Source organism: Algoriphagus aquimarinus (genome assembly GCF_007997215.1).
GTDB lineage: Bacteria > Bacteroidota > Bacteroidia > Cytophagales > Cyclobacteriaceae > Algoriphagus > Algoriphagus aquimarinus_A.
The window spans coordinates 94,053-114,395 of sequence record NZ_VORW01000006.1; the positions used below are offsets into that span (position 1 = coordinate 94,053).

The 20,343-nt window shown below is 38.2% G+C and carries 12 protein-coding genes; 2 read left to right on the forward strand and 10 right to left on the reverse strand.

The genetic code is table 11. The features are described from left to right. Positions 1-11 precede the first annotated feature (11 nt). From ESV85_RS11735 to ESV85_RS11760, 6 genes are all read right to left on the reverse strand, one after another. Positions 12-551, reverse strand: a complete 540-nt coding sequence (locus ESV85_RS11735; RefSeq protein ID WP_146917803.1) for a fatty acid desaturase CarF family protein — start codon at positions 549-551, stop codon at positions 12-14. A gap of 78 nt (positions 552-629) precedes the next feature. Beyond that, positions 630-1,727 (reverse strand): fatty acid desaturase family protein, encoded by a 1,098-nt coding sequence (locus tag ESV85_RS11740; protein WP_146917805.1) that lies wholly within the window; start codon positions 1,725-1,727, stop codon positions 630-632. 496 nt (positions 1,728-2,223) lie between these two features. Beyond that, a complete protein-coding gene (locus ESV85_RS11745) occupies positions 2,224-2,871 on the reverse strand; it encodes a ferric reductase-like transmembrane domain-containing protein (RefSeq protein WP_146917807.1) in 648 nt (215 codons plus the stop codon). A 189-nt stretch (positions 2,872-3,060) separates the two neighbouring features. After that, the gene (locus tag ESV85_RS11750) at positions 3,061-3,516 is read right to left on the reverse strand and encodes an RES family NAD+ phosphorylase (protein ID WP_146917808.1); all 456 of its coding nucleotides are present in this window, start codon (positions 3,514-3,516) and stop codon (positions 3,061-3,063) included. A gap of 5 nt (positions 3,517-3,521) precedes the next feature. Continuing rightward, positions 3,522-3,983 carry an antitoxin Xre-like helix-turn-helix domain-containing protein gene (locus ESV85_RS11755; RefSeq protein WP_146917810.1) on the reverse strand — a complete coding sequence of 154 codons (462 nt, stop codon included), beginning with the start codon at positions 3,981-3,983 and terminating at the stop codon, positions 3,522-3,524. Positions 3,984-4,590: 607 nt separating this feature from the next. Then, complete coding sequence (locus ESV85_RS11760) at positions 4,591-5,700, reverse strand: glycoside hydrolase family 26 protein (protein WP_146917812.1); 1,110 nt, start codon at positions 5,698-5,700, stop codon at positions 4,591-4,593. A 1,337-nt stretch (positions 5,701-7,037) separates the two neighbouring features. On the opposite strand from ESV85_RS11760, the gene ESV85_RS11765 reads away from it, so the two are divergent. Then, the gene (locus tag ESV85_RS11765) at positions 7,038-12,626 is read left to right on the forward strand and encodes a PAS domain S-box protein (protein ID WP_223275985.1); all 5,589 of its coding nucleotides are present in this window, start codon (positions 7,038-7,040) and stop codon (positions 12,624-12,626) included. Position 12,627: 1 nt separating this feature from the next. Beyond that, positions 12,628-13,068, forward strand: coding sequence for a response regulator (locus ESV85_RS11770; RefSeq protein WP_146917816.1), 441 nt, complete (start codon positions 12,628-12,630; stop codon positions 13,066-13,068). 306 nt (positions 13,069-13,374) lie between these two features. On the opposite strand, the gene ESV85_RS11775 is transcribed toward ESV85_RS11770, so the two are convergent. From ESV85_RS11775 to ESV85_RS11785, 4 genes are all read right to left on the reverse strand, one after another. Continuing rightward, positions 13,375-17,325: a PAS domain S-box protein gene (locus tag ESV85_RS11775; RefSeq protein WP_146917818.1), complete on the reverse strand. Its 3,951-nt coding sequence runs from the start codon at positions 17,323-17,325 to the stop codon at positions 13,375-13,377. Positions 17,326-17,684: 359 nt separating this feature from the next. Next, positions 17,685-18,788 (reverse strand): acyltransferase family protein, encoded by a 1,104-nt coding sequence (locus ESV85_RS11780; RefSeq protein WP_146917820.1) that lies wholly within the window; start codon positions 18,786-18,788, stop codon positions 17,685-17,687. 26 nt (positions 18,789-18,814) lie between these two features. Beyond that, the gene (locus ESV85_RS22295; RefSeq protein ID WP_191321996.1) at positions 18,815-18,994 is read right to left on the reverse strand and encodes a hypothetical protein; all 180 of its coding nucleotides are present in this window, start codon (positions 18,992-18,994) and stop codon (positions 18,815-18,817) included. A gap of 57 nt (positions 18,995-19,051) precedes the next feature. Further along, positions 19,052-20,233: a cytochrome-c peroxidase gene (locus tag ESV85_RS11785; protein WP_146917822.1), complete on the reverse strand. Its 1,182-nt coding sequence runs from the start codon at positions 20,231-20,233 to the stop codon at positions 19,052-19,054. Positions 20,234-20,343: the final 110 nt, after the last annotated feature.

The following is a 20,343-nucleotide window of genomic DNA, read 5'->3' on the forward strand; positions in this document are numbered from 1 at the left end:
GCTTAGGGTATTCATTGGTGAAATTTTGGTGTTCTATCCACAGGCTGAATTCCAAAATATTTCAGGATTTTTACTACAGATTCCCAAAAATGAAGTTTTTGTAGCAATGGATTGCAAATATTAGTCATGACACAATAGTTTCCATCATAATGCCCATTATGATGTTTTAGGTGTTGCTTTTTATTTTGAATTATATAAAACTTCTGGAGATAGTAAACAATAATCGAAGTTTCAGATTGATCTTGATGTGCCCATTTGTGTATCAAATTAGCTTGAGCACTTACTAAAATAAAGAACAAAAGTTCCCAATAAAATCCGGAAAATAAACTGATGAAAAAAATTGCACCTCCGATTTTATAAACTCCATTAGTAAGGTCCCAATAAGACTGGCTAACCATTTTTCTTGGGAAATTGTGATGAATTAAAAGGCCATTAATGGAAACAGTTAAATATTTACTATCCATCACAGCGTATTGGTCAACATAAAAATGAATAAGTCCTGTCAAGAAATCCGCTAACAGGATCAGGAATGTAATTTTTAATATAAGCATGATATTATTTCACCATTATTTAATGCTTTGGAACACTATGGGAATAGGAATTTGCTGTCTTTAGCAATATGAATGTGTTTATCTCTTAAAAGGAATAGCTTTAAATTGTTGGTGCTTTCCCATTCCTTTTAGAAATCTGAAATGTGATGCAAGCGATTTTCTGTAGGGCATTTCCATATAAGTCAAACCATGCTTTTTAGAAAGTTCTTCAAACATGGGTAGGATTTCCAAGTAATGAACGTGACAAATATTTGGCAGTAGATGATGTAAAGCGTGGGCATTGAAACCGCCCAAAGTCCAGTTGAAAAATTTGCTGTCGGCGTTATAGTCTACAGATGTACACATTTGCAATTTTGGCCAACTCATATGAAGCTTGTTGTCCTTGTCTGGAACAGGATGGTCTACAAAGTCAGACAAGTGCGAAACGCCTAAAACCCCAACAAATATTAGCGAAACAAGAAAGTGGTTTAGTAAGAATGCCAATAAAACTGTTGCCCAACCAAACGGCAAAAGATAAACAGGCAGAATAATCATATAACCGATGTAAAGAAATTTATATAGGATAAGTTTTACTACTTCGTTTCTTGGGATTTCTATTTTGATAGTTCGGCTTGAATAATTGATTAGCATCAAAGTTTCTCTGAAGAAAAACCAATTAATAGAGTACAGTAGATAAAGAAAGGGGGCGTATATAAATTGATACTTATGAAACCATTTTAGGGGTTGGCTTTCTGTCATTCGGAAAAGTGGATTGTTCAATACATCAATGTCGCTGCCCTCAATATTGGTGTATAAATGGTGTGATTCGTTGTGATTCTTTCCCCAGACGTAAGCGTTGTTTCCTTGTAGATTAAAGCTAAGTGAGAATAACAGTTTGTTCCAAAATTTACTTTTAACAGCAACTCCGTGTGCTGCATCATGGGAAATATTGAATGCTGTCAACAAAACAGAAAGTCCCATTAGTAAGTAAAATGCGTAAAATCCAATTGTCGTTGTACTGGTAATCATAAGTACATAAAACAAAATGTCAAGGCTGAAATAAAGGATGATTTTAAAAATCATTGTCTTGTTCCCTGTCTTATGAATTCCTTTGTCGGTAAAGTACTGTTCGATTTTTTCGTTCAGTTCCTTATAAAATTCAGAACCCTCGTCCTTTGTGAATTTCAATTTATTCATTTTGTCAATTTCTGTTATGGTGGCGTTTTAAAATGTGTAATAACGAATTTATTGTTACAGCTTTTCCGTATCTAACTACCCTTTTCAGTACTATAGGCACGGTTTAATCATTTTTTTAAGCATTATACAATATCCCTATAAACACTTATCATCCAATACCCTGTGCGGTTTATATTTCATTGAAAAAGTCTAAAAGTTAAGGTTGGGCGGAGAGTTGTTCAGGCGGTCAAAATGTAAAAAGTTTTGCTAGACCAATGGCATCCCGATAGCGGAATAAAATGATTAGGATATTAGGGTAGGACTAGGCGTTAAAAAACAATTCTGTGGATTATGTTAGCCTTGGGCCAGTCCGCGACTATTGTCGGGAGTAGGGCAGGAAAAATACACACAGACACAATATCAATCTATCTACACAGAGACAGGTATCAATATCCAGAAGCGGCTTCTTAAAATTGAATTGATTTTTCCAAAAGCTATTAAATACTTGTAGTATAGTTCAAATATTCTTTCTTGTTTTTAACCATATTCCAATAAGTTGAAATACCAATATGGTCAAAAACATAGGCAGGTATAAATAAAATATTAAATCTATTTTGTCTGCGTTTAATCTATAAAATATACAATGTGCAATTACTAAAACAAACATTAAGTAAGTGAAGCGCTGCAGGTTTTTCCATTTTGCTGCTTTTAATTTTCTTAAAAAATAATCGTTTGATATCACAACTAGTAAGATCAGGATTAAGGCACCAAATAACCCCGTGTAATTTGCCAACCCGAAATTCCCGCTACGAATTGCAAAACCTTTTTCAACTTCTTCTACAAAATAAAGCCATGGCCTGCCAGTGAAATGCATAAATAAACCCACCACAGAATGAATCAGACCTAATATTCCTCCAAAAACACCAATATCCCTTCTTACATTAGTTGAGATTGGGTTTTTGATTTTTAACATCAAATTGATAGGTCCTAAAAGTAGTGAGACGGCCAATAAACAAATGCTTAAATATCCTGAAGTATAAGTGATAAAAGGAACAATAGGTAAAGTAGGCTTCCAAAGGAGGTAAAAAATAAGACAGAAAATTACACTAAGAGCAAACATGGGCAAATAATGAATTTTAAGCCTTTTGTAAATATTTTTTTTCATGGTTTTTTATTTTCTATTGTTAATATAGCTGTTTATTGTTGCTTAAAATCAGTTAGTTACCAATGAGTAATTCTAGACTCTCCTTCTACTTATTCAGGCAGTCGCGCTTGGTAGTCTTGATTTTATATAAAGTTAAATTAAGGCCTGAATTATTTTTTGTATGGATTAATACCAATCTGTTTAAAAAAATCACTTGACAATCCGCTGATCCAACTCTAGCGGATAGGTTTTGAATTCCATCAAATGAATTTTATCGGAAAGTGGATTGATCACATAATTCAAAGAACTGGGATCTACCACTGAAGGCACAGCAAAACAGGCTATTCCGGATTTTAAAAAGTCAGTGCCGTATGTTTGCGAAGCGCGGATCGGCGGAATATGATTCCAGTCTATCGGTAAATTCAGTAGTACTGGTGAAAATACCAGCTCATCGGGAATTTTGATTTCCATCACGGCATATCGAATGTACCGCTCCGACGATAGCAATTCGGGATCAATCGTCAATCTTTCTAGTAGTGAAGAAGAGATACTCGAACCTGCATAGATAGCGGGAGATCCGGGGAGATTCCATCTGCCTCCATAGATTTTAGCTCCTTCGCCACTTGTGTCACAGTATTGGGACAAGGCTATCCGATAGACTTTCATATCGCTCAGACGGCAATACCGTGCTGTAGCCGCATGATTTCTGCTTTGAGAAGGTCTAAGCCTTCTGATACATCAATCAGACCAAGGGGTGCACGATTGCCAAGCGTGAAAAGTGGTCGCTCCATCCATCTTCTGAATCCTTCCCTACCAAAATAATTGATGCCCAGAGTATATAATTCGGCCAACTCATAGATCTTTTCGGACTGTGTGGTATCAAATACGTCTTTTCGCTGAAGGGTTTTGGAGGAAACACCCAAAGCCGTGGCTAGGGTATTATAATCAAGCCCCGATAGTTCTTTGAGGTTTTCAAAAGACTTTTTCTCGAGACCATTTCTAAAAGTCTCTACCCGACTTAGTGGCTCTTCCAAGCCGCTGGAAGCAATATCGAGCACATCGCCTACGGATAGATTGGTAGTCCGGAGATAAGCAACTGCAGGCTCATTGACTTTCTGATTTTTCTTTGCCATAACTCAAGGAGGTAATTTGTCCTTTAAGATAACGTAAATTGTCTTATTTAGATCTTTTTTTGAAAAGTTTTTTTATCACAATTCGCACAAAAATGCGTGGAGGATCTTAGAGGGAATCCATTCACATCCAATTTGTTAGAGGCTTCAAATAGTTATCAAGATATGGATCTTTCAATTTCCTTTGATTGGTTCATTTTCAATTCTCACATTCTTCATTTTAAATTCTAATCTCTGCATTCTAATACTCAAGTCGCTCGCACTTGCTGACTTCGATACTGTAGAAGTCAAATTCGGTGGTCACTTTCCTCCGCTCGGTGTAGTGAAAAACCAGTTTGGAATAGGTGAGATTTTCAATTGCACTCTTATATCCTTATCTATTTGTAATTGATTTAAGATCCAAAATATAAGCTTCAATTTCAAAGTCAATTTGCTTATTCTACATGATATTAAAGCGTAGTCACAAACTCATCCCATAAACTATCTGACTACGCCTAAATGGGGCTTAGAAACTGCTTAAGGACAATTTGTAGCATGCAGCAACTCCTCCTCAAGAATAGTGAAACTTGATAAGTTTTAATTCATCTTTTAGAAGATTCCTGTTCAACCTTTATTTCTTTTTGTAAATATTCTTACTTGCCAAATCGCTTTCAAACCAAGTGAATTTATCTTCATAAAATTTAGTGAAATCTGGCGCACTTGGATGGCCTGGAACCGGTGCATAATAGTGTGTTGGACTATTTCTATCATTGCGCCAAACCAACACATAAGAAAGCCTGAGCTTCTTTGCTTTCATTACTTTCAGGAGCGTTTCTGTCCACCATGTCTCATTTGGGATAGACTCCAGACCAGTTTCTGTAAAAGCAGCCAATTTTTTGTGCTTTCGGGCATAATCAGAGACTATTCTCAATTTCTTGGTAGCCGCGTCCAAGTCATATCTGTTTCTTCCCATGTCGGCATAATTGTCCATCCCGACCAAGTCCACCCATTCATCACCCGGGTATCTTTCCAGATATTCGGCTTCGGTATTAAACCTATTATCAGGCGAAAATGCCCAAATAAGATTGTGGACATTCTTCTCATCTCTTAAATAGCTGGCAGTAAATTTCCAAAGGGTTTTATATTCATTCACTGTGCAGTGAGAAGCTCCCCACCAAAACCAATCTCCGTCAAACTCATGGTAAGGCCTGAAAATCATAGGAACTAATTCACCGTCGGCTCCTTTGCATGAGCTTAACCATGTCGCTACATCATTTAAAATCCCCTTGTATTTATCATGTCCATCACCTCCAGGGATTAACCTTGAGACCACTTCGGTAGAGTCTGATCCTTCCCAATAAAAACCACCTTTTCCCATAGGATTGTAAAAGTGCCAAGCAATAGTAACTATGCCTCCGCGGTTGTAAGCATCTTCTACAGTCTTCTTTAATTTTGCTTTATACGCTTCGGAATTTCTCCCGGTAAAACCACTGAAATCTACTCCTATCATTCCTGGATGTGTTCCTACCACGGATTTCACATCGGATCTATCTTCGTCACCACTCCATCCTCTTCCATATTCAGTGGCATGTTGATGGGCAAAAATTGTCCCTCTCTTTTGGATTTTTCTCATTGACTTAAAAAGATTGACCGTTTCCCGGGTAGCATTTTTGTCCATCAACTGGGAGAAGCCAAAAGTTGAAAAGATCATTAGGGAAACCATTAGTAAGGCTTTTTTCATTGATTAAGTGTTTTTTTCTTAAATGATTTTAATTTTAGACTATTCCACACTCACTTTTGAAAGAATCAAACGCGGAAGAAACAATGTCTTTGAGGTCTCAGTCTAATGGATTTATAAAAGAGGTATATATAGTATAGCTGTTGTTATTGATAGTTTTCACTATCTATTTCTTATTGATGTAAGGTAAAATAACATTGGGTAATTTTTATTCTCCAAGAGACCAATAGCGTCGCGGTAAGATCTTCTACAGGCAATTTGGCAGATTTGAATAGCGCGAACTCCTTAGTCGAAGTTCGGCCAGGATGAATCTCTGTAATCTTACATTTAAACTCGACAAACAATAATTCGTCGACTAAAATTGGATGGAGAATCGCTCATGTTACTGTTTATTTTGTCTGTGATGAACTATCCTTCGATTTCGAGACTCTCGTCTCTCAAGTGCTCAGGATGACAGCCTCGAAGGGAAGTCACAAACCGGGGCGGTGGGTTCTGGACTTATTTCTGTAGTAAATCAAATTTATGCCTTTCCTGTATAAGACGCAGAATCTGAGACTCTATTTCTTAGGTAAAATAGATATTTGGCAGGGATAATTTATGCCTTTAATATAAAAACAGAGAGAAGCGATGTCAGAGAGTCATTTAAAATGCTGTAATAAGCCTGCATTGTTGACAGTAGGTCTTTGACTACCAGACTAGAAGATTACCTGAATTCTAGCGCTAGGAATCCCGCCACGGCGGGTAGGTACTCAGGATTTAAGGGTCTGATTGAGGTTGATTATTGGTAAATAACTCGTTTGAGCCAATTGGGTCTCGACCGCTGTATGGGATGAGGGGGTATTAGGGTAGGGCAAGGCGTTGAAAAACAATCTGCCGCGGCTGATTGTTTTAGCCTTAGGCCAGGGGGTAGGGCAGGCATTCTACCCTTAGATGAACGATCTGGCTACACCCAGATGGGGTTAGTTAAGCGTATAAATTAATCCTCAAACGCCCTTACAATAACCTCTCTATAATTCAGCAATAGAATTTTCATGGTTATTAAGTCAGCCTTATTTAAAATATTCTTTGCAAAATAAGGTCACGAGCAAATTAATGTAGATATTCCCTCCCTGGCTTTCAGTACTTCATATATCTTTTAAAGAAGCTGATTCAAATGAATAAGAAATTCATAAGTAACTATATATTCTCTGGCAGAAATTTACTCCTCTACCAGATTTCGGAGCTTCCAAAAATTAACATTTCATATTTTTTTATAACCCCATGATAAAAAATCAATTCTGATCATGAAGCAGACCCAATTGATAAATACCTTTTTAGACCAAAGCAAACATCCTATTTGGATGATTAACCTTGATTTCCAGTTGATTTACGCCAATAAAGCATATCTAGATTCTACGAAAAAAGTGACTGGAGAGCAAAGGAAGCTAAACGAATCAATATTTGATGAAAGTGACAATGAAGTTGAAATCAAAAAATGGAAAGCTCATTATAGCAGGGCATTTAAAGGGGATCATTTTGAAATTGAAGAGCACTTCACTGATCAAGATTCGAATAACACACAATACAGTCAAATCACTTTTGAACCATTGCTGGGAGACGATGGTGAAGTTTTTGCCGCAAGCTGCCAATCCAAAGATATTTCTCACATCATAAATCAAAGATCTGAGGCTAAGCAATTGATAGATTCATCATTGGATGTTTTTTGTACGATCAATGAAAAAGGAGATTTCGTATATGTGAGTGCTGCTTCTATCAGTCTTTGGGGTTATTCGCCTGAAGAGTTAGTGGGCAAATCTTACCTAGGTTTTGTATTGGAAGAAGATGTAGCCAAAACTAAGGAAGTTGCGAAGACTATTCTTAGTGGAAAAGACACCCGATCTTTCACGAATCGCTATAGGAAAAAGGATGGCGGAATTTCCTATAATTTGTGGTCGGTAAGGTGGGATAACCGTACCAGGTTGCATTACTCTGTTGCCAGAGATGGTTGGGAGAAAATTGAGCAGGAGGAGGAATTATTACGAAGTGAACAACGTTTTAAGGCTTTAGTTCAGGAAGGTTATGATCTTTACGCCATCATAGATTTACAAGGACGTTATATTTATATGAGCCCTTCAAGTACTGCTATTATAGGCATACCTCCGGAGGCATTCATCGGTAGAGATGCGTTTGAATTTATTCATCCTGAGGACATGGAAAAGACACGGTCCAATCTAAAAAAAGTAAGGACCGAAGGTAAAGTGGTCATGGAGAACTATCGTGCTAAAAATCAAAATGATGAATGGCGATGGGTTGAGACGGTGCTCACTAATATGTTAGATAATCCTGCTGTAAATGGTATTGTTATTAACTCTAGAGATATTACAGATAAAATTGAACAAGAAGAAAAAATTCTACTAAGTCAAAAAAGGTTTGAGTCCTTAGTTGAAAATGGTCTGGATTGCGTCATCATAATCTCCCCGGAAGGTAACACTACCTATGTATCTGGCTCGGTTAAAAAAGTTCTTGGCTATTCTCCGGCTGACGTAATGGATATAGACTTTAGAGAATTAGTTCACCCTGAAGATATAGCCGGTTCGGAAAATGCTTTGTTACTCAGTATAAATAACCCTGGAGTTCCAATGAAGGGATACACTTCGAGAGTAAAGCACAAGAACGGTTCTTGGCGATGGATAGAACCAGTTATTACCAATTTGCTTCATGATCCTTCGGTCATGGGGATTGTAGATAATTTCAGAGATATCACAGAACAAGTACAGGAGCAAGAAAGACTGAAACTACTTGAGAGCGTAATCACTAATACAAAAGATGCAGTTTTAATCACGGAAGCAGAACCATATGACGAACCTGGGCCAAAGATCATTTACGTAAATGAAGCTTTTACCAAGATGACAGGTTACGAGGCTGAGGAAGTCATTGGTAAATCACCGCGAATACTGCAAGGTCCTAATTCTAATAAAGAAGACCTTGCAAAACTAGGGAGTGCACTCAGAAATTGGGAGCCCCATGAAACAACCATTCTTAATTATAAAAAAAACGGCGAAGAATTCTGGACCAACTTCACCGTGACGCCTGTGGCCAATGAAAAAGGTTGGTACACCCACTGGGTTGCTATAGAAAGGGATGTGACGGAGCAAAAAAACAGAGAGATAGAAAAAAATCTCATTAATACAATCAGTGATATTTTCCATCAAAGCATTGATAATGATTTAACACTATGCCTTTCAAATCTTTGCGAGCATATTACTCAGGTTGGTGATTTTGATATAGCAGAAGTTTGGTTGCCTTCTATTGATGATAAAAGTATTAATCGGGTAGCTCATTACGAGAAAGGTAAAGCGGGAGATGTCTTTTTCAAGTTAACGAAGCAAATCACCTCCTGTGCTCTTGGTCAAGGATTGCCTGGCTACGTTTGGAAAAACAAAAAGACAGAGGTCTGGGAAAATGTTGAAGGGAAATGGCTTGCGCAAAGAAAGTTAGCCGCTAAAAAGGCAGGTTTTGAGGTCATGATGGGAGTACCTCTAAAACATAAAGATGAGGTAATTGGGGTACTTTTATTAGGCACAATTAGAACTAAGTCGGCACTTACTCAATATGTCGACTTATTGAAAAAATTAGAGTTAGCGATCGGTAGTGAACTCAGCCGTAAGAAAATAGAAATCGAACTGGCTCAAATTTTTGACTTTACACCTGACTTGATTTGCATGGCAGGTTTTGATGGCCACATAAAAAGGATTAATCCAGCTGGCTTAGCATTGCTGGGTTACTCTTTAGAAGAAATGCGCTCAAAGCCCATCAGTTCATTTTTATATGAGCAAGATCGATTTTTAACGCAAGAACATCAAAGGAAGCTGCACAGTGGTGAAAGACTAAACAACTTTGAAAACCGCTATGTCACCAAAGAAGGAAAAATAATATGGCTAAGCTGGACGGCTACTCCATCACCTGACCACGAGATTGTTTATGCGGTAGCAAAAGACATTACCGAAGAAAAAAAACTAAGAGAATTGAATCGCCAAGTTGGCGAGTTGGCTAAAATCGGAAGTTGGGAAGTTGATTTAGGGAAACAATCTGTTTTTTGGTCAGAAGAAGTTCATCGATTACACGAAACGGACCCCAACTCCTTTGTACCAAGTTTTGAAGGATCTATCAATTTTTATAGATCTGATTTTCATGATATGGTTAGGTCAACTATTGAAAAATGTATCGCTACTGGAAAACCCTATTACATTGAAGCAGTGTTGGTAACTGCGAATCAAAAAGAAACTTGGGTACGGGGTACGGGAAGTGCGGAATTTATTGATGGCAAATGCACTCGAATTTTTGGAAGTATTCAGGATATAGACGATACCAAACAATCACAAATAAGGCTACAATCGTTAGCTAGCAACTTACCTGGCGTAATATATCAATACATTATTAAGCCAGATGGAACTGACAGTTTAAAGAACGTGTCTGAAGGCTCAGGACCAGTTTGGGGCTTTGCTAGTGAAGCAGTGATTGACAATATCCAATTAGCTTGGGACAATATAAAAGCTGGAGGTGATCTTGAAAAAGTTAAAAAAAGTCTCTCTCATGCTATAGAGTTCAAAACAAATTGGACGTGTCGCTATAAATACATGATGCCATCGGGTGAACTTCGTACACATTTAGGGATTGGAACACCTACTTTTTTATCAGACGGAACTGTTCTTTTCAATTCGATCGACCTCGATATTACGCAGGAAGTCAAAAATGAAGAGCTGCTAAAAGAGATTACCGACATAGCGAGAATCGGGAGTTGGGAGATGGACTTGATCAACCAAGATGGAGAATACGTATACTGGTCTCCAATTCTGCGGGAAATAGTGGAAGTAGACGATAGTTACGACACTACCTTAACTGGAGGCATTGAGTTTCATATTGGAGAAAGTAAAGAGCGAATAAAGAAAGCACTGGAACTTTTGATTACTGAGGGTATTGAGTTTGATGAAGAGATACTGCTGTGCACAGCAAAAGGAAATGAGCGCTGGAATCGATGCATTGGTAAAAGTGAAATGGTAAATGGAAAACGTATTAGAGTTTATGGTAGCTATCAAGATATTCATGAAAGAAAAATAGCTGAAATAGCAGTGCGGGAAAGCGAGGCCAAGTTCAGAACTATATTTGAAATTGCTTCTCTAGGTATTGCACAGGTTAATCCGACAAATGGCCGAATAATTTTGGCCAACTCTTATTATGAAACCATTACTGGGTATACCGTAAAAGAGCTGCTTAAAATAGATTTCCCAAAACTCACTCACCCTGATGACCGTGAGAAAGATTGGGAATTATTCAGCAAAGCAGCCCACGGAGAAGAAGAGTATAGCAATGAAAAACGGTATGTTAGAAAAGACGGGAGCATTGTTTGGGTACGAATTCACCTAGCATTCATCAGGGACGAAACTGGAAAACCCATCAGGACTGTAGCCATTTGTGAAGATATTTCAGAAAGAAAAAAAGCAGAGCAAGAAAAAAGCAGTTTACAGGAAACTATCGAAAACAGCCTAAATGAAATATATATATTCGATGTCGACACCCATCAGTTTAACTATGTTAATCAAGGCGCGTTGCTTAATTTGGGCTATTCAAAACAAGAAATAAAGACTTTAACTCCCCTTGATCTAAAGCCTGATTACACAGAAACTTCTTTCAATCAACTTATTGCTCCTTTAAAAAGTAATGAAAAGGAGAAAATTGTGTTTTTCACAAACCATAAACGAAAAGACGGAAGCCTTTATCCTGTGGAAGTCCATTTACAATTAGTATCTGATGGCAACACTAAACGCTTTCTAGCCATTATACTGGATATTACAGAGCGGAGAAAAGCCGAAGAAGAAAACAGGTTCAAAGCTAATTTATTAAGCACGATTGGTCAGGCTGCTATTGCGACAAACCTAGATGGAATTGTTAATTACTGGAACAAAGCTGCTGAAAATATTTATGGTTGGAAACGGGAAGAAGCACTAGGAAGGCACATTATGGACCTCACAACTCCTGATGCCAATAAAGAAGAAGCTCAAGATATAATGGAAGTGCTCAAAAACGGGCAAATATGGCTAGGAGAGTTTAACGTGCGAAAAAAAGATGGGACAAGTTTTCCAGCCATGATTTCCAATTCTCCAACCTATAATGAGCAAAATATATTATCTGGAATGATTGGCATTTCTTCAGACATTTCGGAGAAAGTAAAAAATGAACTATTACTCAAACAATATACACTCGAACTCGAGCGCTCAAACGAAGAACTCGAACAATTCGCTTATGTTGCCTCTCACGATCTTCAAGAGCCTTTGAGGATGGTTTCTAGCTTCATGGATCTATTGAAGCTAAAATACGGGCATAAACTCGATGAAAAGGGACTACAGTATATCTATTTTGCTACAGACGGTGCCAAAAGAATGAAAAAGATTATACTTGATCTGTTAGACTATTCTAGAGCAACTAAGCATACCGATGGAATAGAAGTGGTAAATTTCAACGATGTGCTGTCTGAATTTGAGCAACTGAGAAGAAAACTTATTGTAGAAAAATCAGCTGTAATAAAGTCTAATAATCTGCCCACATTAACTACTTATAAGGTAGCTAGTGTTCAAATAATACATTGTCTATTGGACAATGCACTTAAGTATTCGATAGACGATACTCCGCCCATAATTGAGATTATTGCCATGGAAAACGAAACAGAATGGGCATTTTCGATCACAGATAATGGGATAGGAATTGATCCTCAGTTCCACGAGAAAATATTCATTATTTTCCAAAGACTCCATAATAAGGATAAGTATACTGGAACGGGAATAGGTCTTTCTATTGCCAAAAGGCAGGTTGAATTCTTAGGGGGCAAGATTTGGTTAGAATCTGTTCCCGGAGAAGGCACAGTGTTTTATTTCACAATTCCAAAAACTAAATAGCATGGAAAATAAAAAAAACAATCTCGCTCACATACTATTGGTAGAAGACAATGAAGGAGATATTTTGCTCACCCAAGAAGCTTTTGAGGCATGTAAAGTAAAGACAGAAATAAGCATTGCAAAAAATGGTCAAGAAGCACTTGATTTTCTGTTTAAAAAAGGATCTTATGTCAATGCGAAAAAGCCTGACCTTGTTCTTTTGGACATTAATTTACCCATATTCAACGGCCATGAGGTTTTACGGCAGATCAAGGCCGACTCCATTCTCAAAAAAATCCCAGTAATTATGCTCACCACATCATCCAATCAAAAAGATTTGGATGAAGCCTATGGAAATCACTGCAATAGCTATGTGAAAAAACCACTCGAAATGAGCGAGTTTTTAGGTGCGATACTGAAAATCGAAGAGTTTTGGTTGCAGCTCACAACATTGTCAGAGTAACAGAAAACCACGATAACAAACACATTCTTCTAGTTAAGCGATTGTGGAGAAGTGAGTGTTGGTTCAATAGTTTCAGCCGGGTGACGAAGCCTTAGACACCACATCGGTCTGACTACACCCAGACGGGGGGCTCCCGACCATCATTAACTCTCATAAAAAAAATCCCTCAGATTTCTCCGAGGGAGACTTCGGAGCACTTCACTGTCAACTAAGCAGAAACTTTGATAGAAACACAATGCTTAATAAACCAGGACAACCTCCATTGCGGCAAACGGCTGTTGTGTATTGTTTTACTCCTTTAATGATCTATTTTTTTAGCAACAAATTATTTACCGTATCCCATTCTTCCTTAAGTTCTGTAAGTAGAACCTCCAAGTTATCAAAGGAATTATCTATGATAGCATTTTCCATTTTTCCTGCAATATCAGCTAATATACTACAACGCATAGAAAGAGAAATTCCCTTAATTGAATGAGCAATTGCCTCGATATTAGCTAAATCTATTTCATTGCAAGCCAGTTCGAGCTTGTCTATCTTAATCGGCATATCAGTAATTAACATCGATATTAAATTTTGGGCCATCTCCATGTCATTTCCTATAATACCTGCTAGTTCGCTAAATCCAAAATGAATTTCATTTTTAGCATCTATATTTTGCAAATCAGCATTGACCTTTTTTCCTTGCTGAAAGAATTTATTCAATACTGTTTGTATTTTCGCGTATTCTAATGGCTTAGTTAAAAAATCATCCATTCCTGCGGCAAGACACTTCTCTTTTTCCTCCTTTAATGCGCCTGCCGTAAGGGCAATGATGGGAAGGTGATTACTCTTATTGACTTCCAACGCCCTGATTTTTTTGGTAACTTCAATGCCGTCAAGTTCGGGCATGTGTACATCCATAAAGATTAAGTCAGGAGAAATGCTTTTGTATTGCTCAATAGCTTCTAGGCCATTTCTTGCTTCATAAACTTCGCTATTGGGCATCAGTTGTGAAAGGATGGTTTTGCTCAGCACCATGTTCAAGGGATTATCTTCTGCGATAAGGATTTTTATTTTTTCACTTGTTTCACTCAGATTAACTGCTTGTTCAGTTTCTTTCTGTGGGATGGTTTCTGTTGGTTGATCGAGATGAGAGAGGTAGGTAAATAAATCTTGACTCTTTACGGGTTTATTCAAACGGAAACGAATTCCTAACCCCTTACTTTTTTGATTCAATTCTGTGTTATCTAATAAGGAATCAAGTAAAATGATGGGTTGCTTTTCGGTACTTAGTTTCAATTTATCCTTCATTAAACGGATAGTCTCGATACCATTGAAATAGGGCATATCATAATCGCAGATAATCACATCATAAGGTTGAGAACTTTCCAGTTTCTTCAGTGCCTCAAATCCATTATTGCAGGAGTCCGATTCTATATGCCACTGCTTGAGCATCTGTTCCAGAATTAGTCGATTATTGTCATTATCATCAATAATCAAACAGCGTTTTACGCCTGTAATCTTTGTGGTATCTAGTTTTTCTCCTTCCTCAAAATGCGTGATGATGTCAAAATAGAAAGTAGTGCCAACATCAGGAGTGCTATCTATGTTGATTTTGCTTCCCATTTTTTCTGTAATCATTTGCGAAATGACAAGCCCTAAACCGGTGCCTCCAAATTTACGTGTGGTGGAACTATCGGCTTGAGAAAATGATTTGAAAAGTTTTGCTTTTTGCTCTTCAGTGATACCTATGCCTGTATCTCGTACAGAAATTGAAAGTTTACCTTGTTTGCTGTCAAGTGCCTGATAGACTACTTTTAGTGCTACTTCGCCCTTTTGAGTAAACTTTATTGCATTGCTTAAAAGATTTGCTAAAATCTGTTTAGTGCGAATAGAGTCAAGATGGGCAAAACGAGGCATAGCAGGGTCGATATCCAATAATAATTCAAGCTCTTTGTCTGCTGCAGAGAATTTTACAATATCGATGCTGTTTTCTAACAGCTCCACCATATCGGTTTTCATTACCTCAAACTCCAACATTCCTGCCTCAATCTTAGAAAAATCAAGAATATCATTGATAATGCCTAAGAGTGTATGACCTGATACATTGGCACTATTTGCATATTGCTGCTGAATAGGGTTTAGTGGAGTTTTTGTAAGTAACTCCGTAAAGCCAATCACCCCATTGAGCGGCGTACGGATTTCGTGGCTCATATTAGCAAGAAACTCTGATTTTGCTTTGCTGGCGGCTTCTGCTTGTTTTTTGGATAGCCTTAGTTCATTTTCAGCAAGCTTACGTTCAGTGATTTCCAGCACGGCACCTATCAGGCCGATCACTTCGCCTGTTTCGGATTTGAGCGGAAAATAGTTACCGATCCAATCGCACTCATGGTCAGGGTCTCTGGATGTCTTGCCATGAATCTCGACATTCAGCACAGGCTCCCCTTTCTCAAAGATCGGGCGATACATTTCTTTCAAGAAACCGGCTAGGTCGGGCGCGATCTCGTCTAGAGTTTTGCCAAAGTGATGTGCTACGGAATAGCCGTTGATCTCCGCCATGCGCTCGTTGATGCGCAGGAAACGATACTCACGATCAAAGATGAATAGCCCAATTGGCGAGTAGGTGTAGATTTGATCGATCTCGCGCAATTGCGCGCGCACTTCCGCCTCGCTCTGGCGCAGCGCCTCTTCGGCTTGTTTGCGCTCGGTAATATTGGTATGCGTACCTACTACTCTATATGCTTCTCCTTTTTCATTTCGCTCTACAACTTTTGCTTTGTTCAGTATCCACAAATAGTCGCCTGCTTTGTTTCTAAATCTGTATTCGTGGCTGAATGAGTCGCCATTTTTAGACGTCTGGGTTACTTTATTGATTGCTGCAAAAACCCATTCAGCATCATCGGGGTGTAATCTATCAGACCATTCACTAGCTAAGAAGCCAAGCTCGCCTACCTCATAACCAAGCATTTCTATCCATGCTTTCGAAAAAACTGTGACGCCATTAGAGGGAGTCCAATCCCAAATGCCATCACCAGAAGCGTCCAAAGCATAATTTAGACGCTTTGTTAATGCTTCTTTTTCAATTTCTATTTTTTTTCTTTCTGTAATATCCTGCCTGATTGAAATGTACTGTCTGATTTTTCCACTATGGTCTTTAACGGGGTTTATAACAGACGCTACCCAATATTCACTGCCATCTTTCGCTCGGTTTTTAATTTCTCCTCTCCATATTTCTCCTTTAGCGATGGTTTGCCACATACCAAGCCAAAACTCTTTATCATGGTAGCCTGAATTGATAATGCGATGGTTTTGTCCAACTAACTCAGCCTTTGTGTAGCCAGATAGTTCACAAAACAGCCTGTTTATTTCTATGATAGTTCCCTTTTCGTCAGTAATGGAAATCAAAGAACTCTCATTAATATTACTGGTTAAATCACGTATTTTTCTTTCTTTTTCTTTGAGTGCTTCTTCTATCTGCTTTCGTTCAGTAATATCTTGTGCTACCCCCCTTAAGCCAATGATATTTTTATTTTCATCAAATACAGCTTCTCCGCGCACCCACATCCATCCGCGGCTTCCATCATTCCGAATGGTTGTAAGTTCTAATTCGTAAGGAATGCCTTGCTCTCTGCTAAGGGCTACAGAAGACGTTAAAACCTCCCAGCTTTCCGGAGTGAACATCTTCATCTGCTCTGGGTATGGGGGCGGAGGAAGTGTAGGGTCAAAGCCATACATTTTGTAAAGTTCCTCTGTCCAGACCACCTCATTAGTTTTTAAATCAAGCTCCCAGCTACCTATTTTGGCAATTTGCTGGGCGTTGCGAAGTATAGCAGTATTCCTCTGAAGCAGTAATTCTTTGTTTTTACTGTCTGTAATTTCTTGATGAGCCCCTAACATTCTTAGCGGTTTGCCATGCTTATCCCTGATCGCCAAACCACGGCATCTAATCCAGACGGTAGATCCCTTTTTATGAGTATATCGTACCGTTTGATCGTACGGATGATCCGGGTTTTCACAATGCTTGATAAAGTTATCTGTGGCAAGTTTTAAATCCTCAGGGTGGATAATATCTTGCCAGGCTGATGCTTTATGTGGCATTTCTCGGTGGTCGTACCCTAAAACAGACCAAAATTTAGGATTCATCCATTCTTCTTCGGGCTGCTCCAAATCCCAATACCACAAGCCATCTAGAGAAGACTCTTGAATAAAATCAAAAATTGACTCATCGGTTTTGATAAGCTCGTAGAGTTCTTCTTTTAGATAATTCGTATTTTTCATGTGGATCTACATTATTGTAATTTTACACAAAACTTACTTGTATATACGCAACTTGCTCTACCCTATTGCGTCTATATCGCGATTGTCCACAGGGCTTCTGGGGTGTGCTGTGACTAAATTAAGAATTTCGTCGATCCCGTCAAGTGATTATTGCTAATAAGTGCTGTAAGACCAATTGCAAATTGGTTAGGATAGTAAAGCGTAGTTACTCCCGACTACTGTACGGGACTAAGCTTAGGCACAACATCGATCTGACTACACCCAGACGGGGGACTACACCCAGTCCCAAGAACTATCTGACTACACCCAGACATGTAAGTATTCTGGATTTATCAGGACTAGATTTTTGAGCTTTGATTTTAGACTTTAATAAACGTTTTGTTTTTGTACATATACCATAGCAACAAATAGAGGAGAGCAAAACCTCCTGTTGCGGTGATCATTCCATAATAGGCTCCTACATATTGCTCCAATCCAAAAAGTAAGAAATCTGCGATCCTAGAGAAATTAAAGACGTGAGAAAGAACATACGCTGCGATTGCATTCATACCAATTACTTTGAAAGGAAATGCCCACTTTACTTTTCCTTTTACATCAATAATCCAATAGAACAAAGCCAGTAAAATATAACAAACTCCAGATGATGCCAGTACAAATGAACTGGTCCATATTTTCTTCACAATAGGATGCCATATTCCCCAAATCAATCCTAGTCCCAATGCAGCTATGCCGGCAATAAATAAATATAAGGCAACTTTTTCTCGGGGTAGTTTTGATTTAATTAATTCTCCTGCAAAGACTCCAGACAAGGTTGTTGCTGTAAATCCTAATCCGGTAAGAAACCAAGTATACTGAAGGCCGTCGTCAAATTTTCCAAAAACCAACTGATCAAAGTACAAAGCATAATTACGATCTGGTAGCAGCACACTTTTTCCAACACCTGGAACATTGGGGATCGTTAAAATCAAGGCATATGCAATAAGACAAGCGGCGAAAATAAAATAGAGCCATTTTTTATCCAAGTTGATATATGCTACACATGAAAAAAAGTATCCAACGGCAATTGCCTGCAAAGTATTGCTGAAAACATGAAACTGAGAAGCATCTAAATCCAATAGATTACCCTGAACAATCCATCCGAGAATAAATAGGATGACAAAGCGCTTGATAAGTTTGCCGTAAATCGAAGTCTTCGAGGTGTTTTCCTGAATCCTTTTGGACAATGAAAATGGAATTACTGCTCCCACAACAAACAAGAATAGAGGCATTATAATGTCATAGAATGTAGAACCAAACCATTCAGGATGATCAAATTGCATTGCTAAAGATTCAGTGAAAGAAGTGCCTGCTCCTTGATTTAACCTGATAAAAAATCGATCTGCAAAAATTATTAGCAGCATATCAAAACCTCTCAAAGCGTCAATTGAAAGTATCCGATTTGGCATGACTAAGTTTTCATTCATAAAAATTTGGGTTAATTGGTTTTGACTTAATTTAATCTATAAGTTGTCCATAATCTGTTAAAATACGGTCCAATTACTTCTCTTCCAAGATTTGGTTTATAAGTGGCATTGATAATTTCCTCTGTGATTCCATCGCTGAAATACTCATTCTCAACATTGGAGCTCATATTCACGAATGGGAGCATAGCTATGGTTTTGTCTTTCAAGGTTATTTACTCTCATTTTAGCCCTCATTAGGTATAGCTGTTATTGCAGCCAATTTTTCATTTAAAAGGGTTACTCCATTTAATTTCTGTACTTATACTGTTGTCTGTTAATGTTTTAAGAAATGCAACTAAAGCTGCTTTTTCAGTCTCGCTTAAATTCAATTGAACAGGGTTGCCGTTTGCATCTGTTAGCGCAGGTGAAAGAGTGGGATGAGCTTGAATTCCGCTATTGTAATGTTCCACCACCTCTTCTAAAGTAGCAAATCTACCATCGTGCATATAAGGTGCTGTTAATTCTATATTTCGTAAGCTCGTGGTTTTAAAGCGACCCACAAAAATCGGGTTTGTAAACACATCTCCTGCGCCTAGATCAGTAGTGGAAGTAGCGTCAAGTCCATTGTTTTGAGGTCCAGGATTGGCACTCACAAATGCTTCAGTAGTATGACAACCAAAACAAGCGCCACCACCATTAGGAATAGTTTGAAAGAATATGTTTTTCCCTAAATTTTCGGCTGAGGTAAAGTTTGGGAAATTGGCACCTGGTGAAGCGGAAGAAGCTCTTCCATCATCATATTTGCTGGAGTAACTTACAATACTGCGTACAAACTGTGCCAATGCTTTGGATATTTTATCTGAGGTAATTTCTTGAGAACCAAATGCCTTCTGAAACAACTCAGGATAATAAGATTGCTCTTGCACTTTACTGACCACTTGATCTAAAGTCATCCCCATCTCTACGGCATCTTGAAAAGGCATCAATACTTGTTCTTCTAAAGTGGCGGCCCTTTCATCCCAAAAAAAACGTCCCCGTTGATAGAAACGAGCATTAATTAGCGTCATGGAATGCCTTCCCGTTCTACCTCCTTCAAACCCAAGACTCAACGTAGCATCATCTGAGAATCCTTTATCCTGTTTATGGCAAGAAGCACAAGCAATTGTTCCGTTTGCGCTTAATTTTTTATCATAAAATAAAACTCTCCCAAGCGTTGCTCCATCATTAGTTATTAGGTTGTTTGATGGTGTATTATCTAATCTGTTAATGGAAGTTGGTAAAGGTTGTCCCGGAACATTGCTGGTAAAATGACTAGGCAAATTGAGACTTGTATAGTCAAAAGACGTTTCGGGTAAGTTTAAAACACTTTCTTCAATAGGGTTATAGTCTTCATCTTTACTACATGAAAAAATGGTCACAATCAAAAAAATAAATGCACTAGTAATGATTGAATTATTTCTGTTCATATCCAGGGAAGTTTATAGCAGATTATACCCTGTTAGACTGTTGAATTTTAAAAGGTTTAAATTGACTCAGCGCTGATTCTACAGACACGTGGAGCATCCGTATTCTAGTG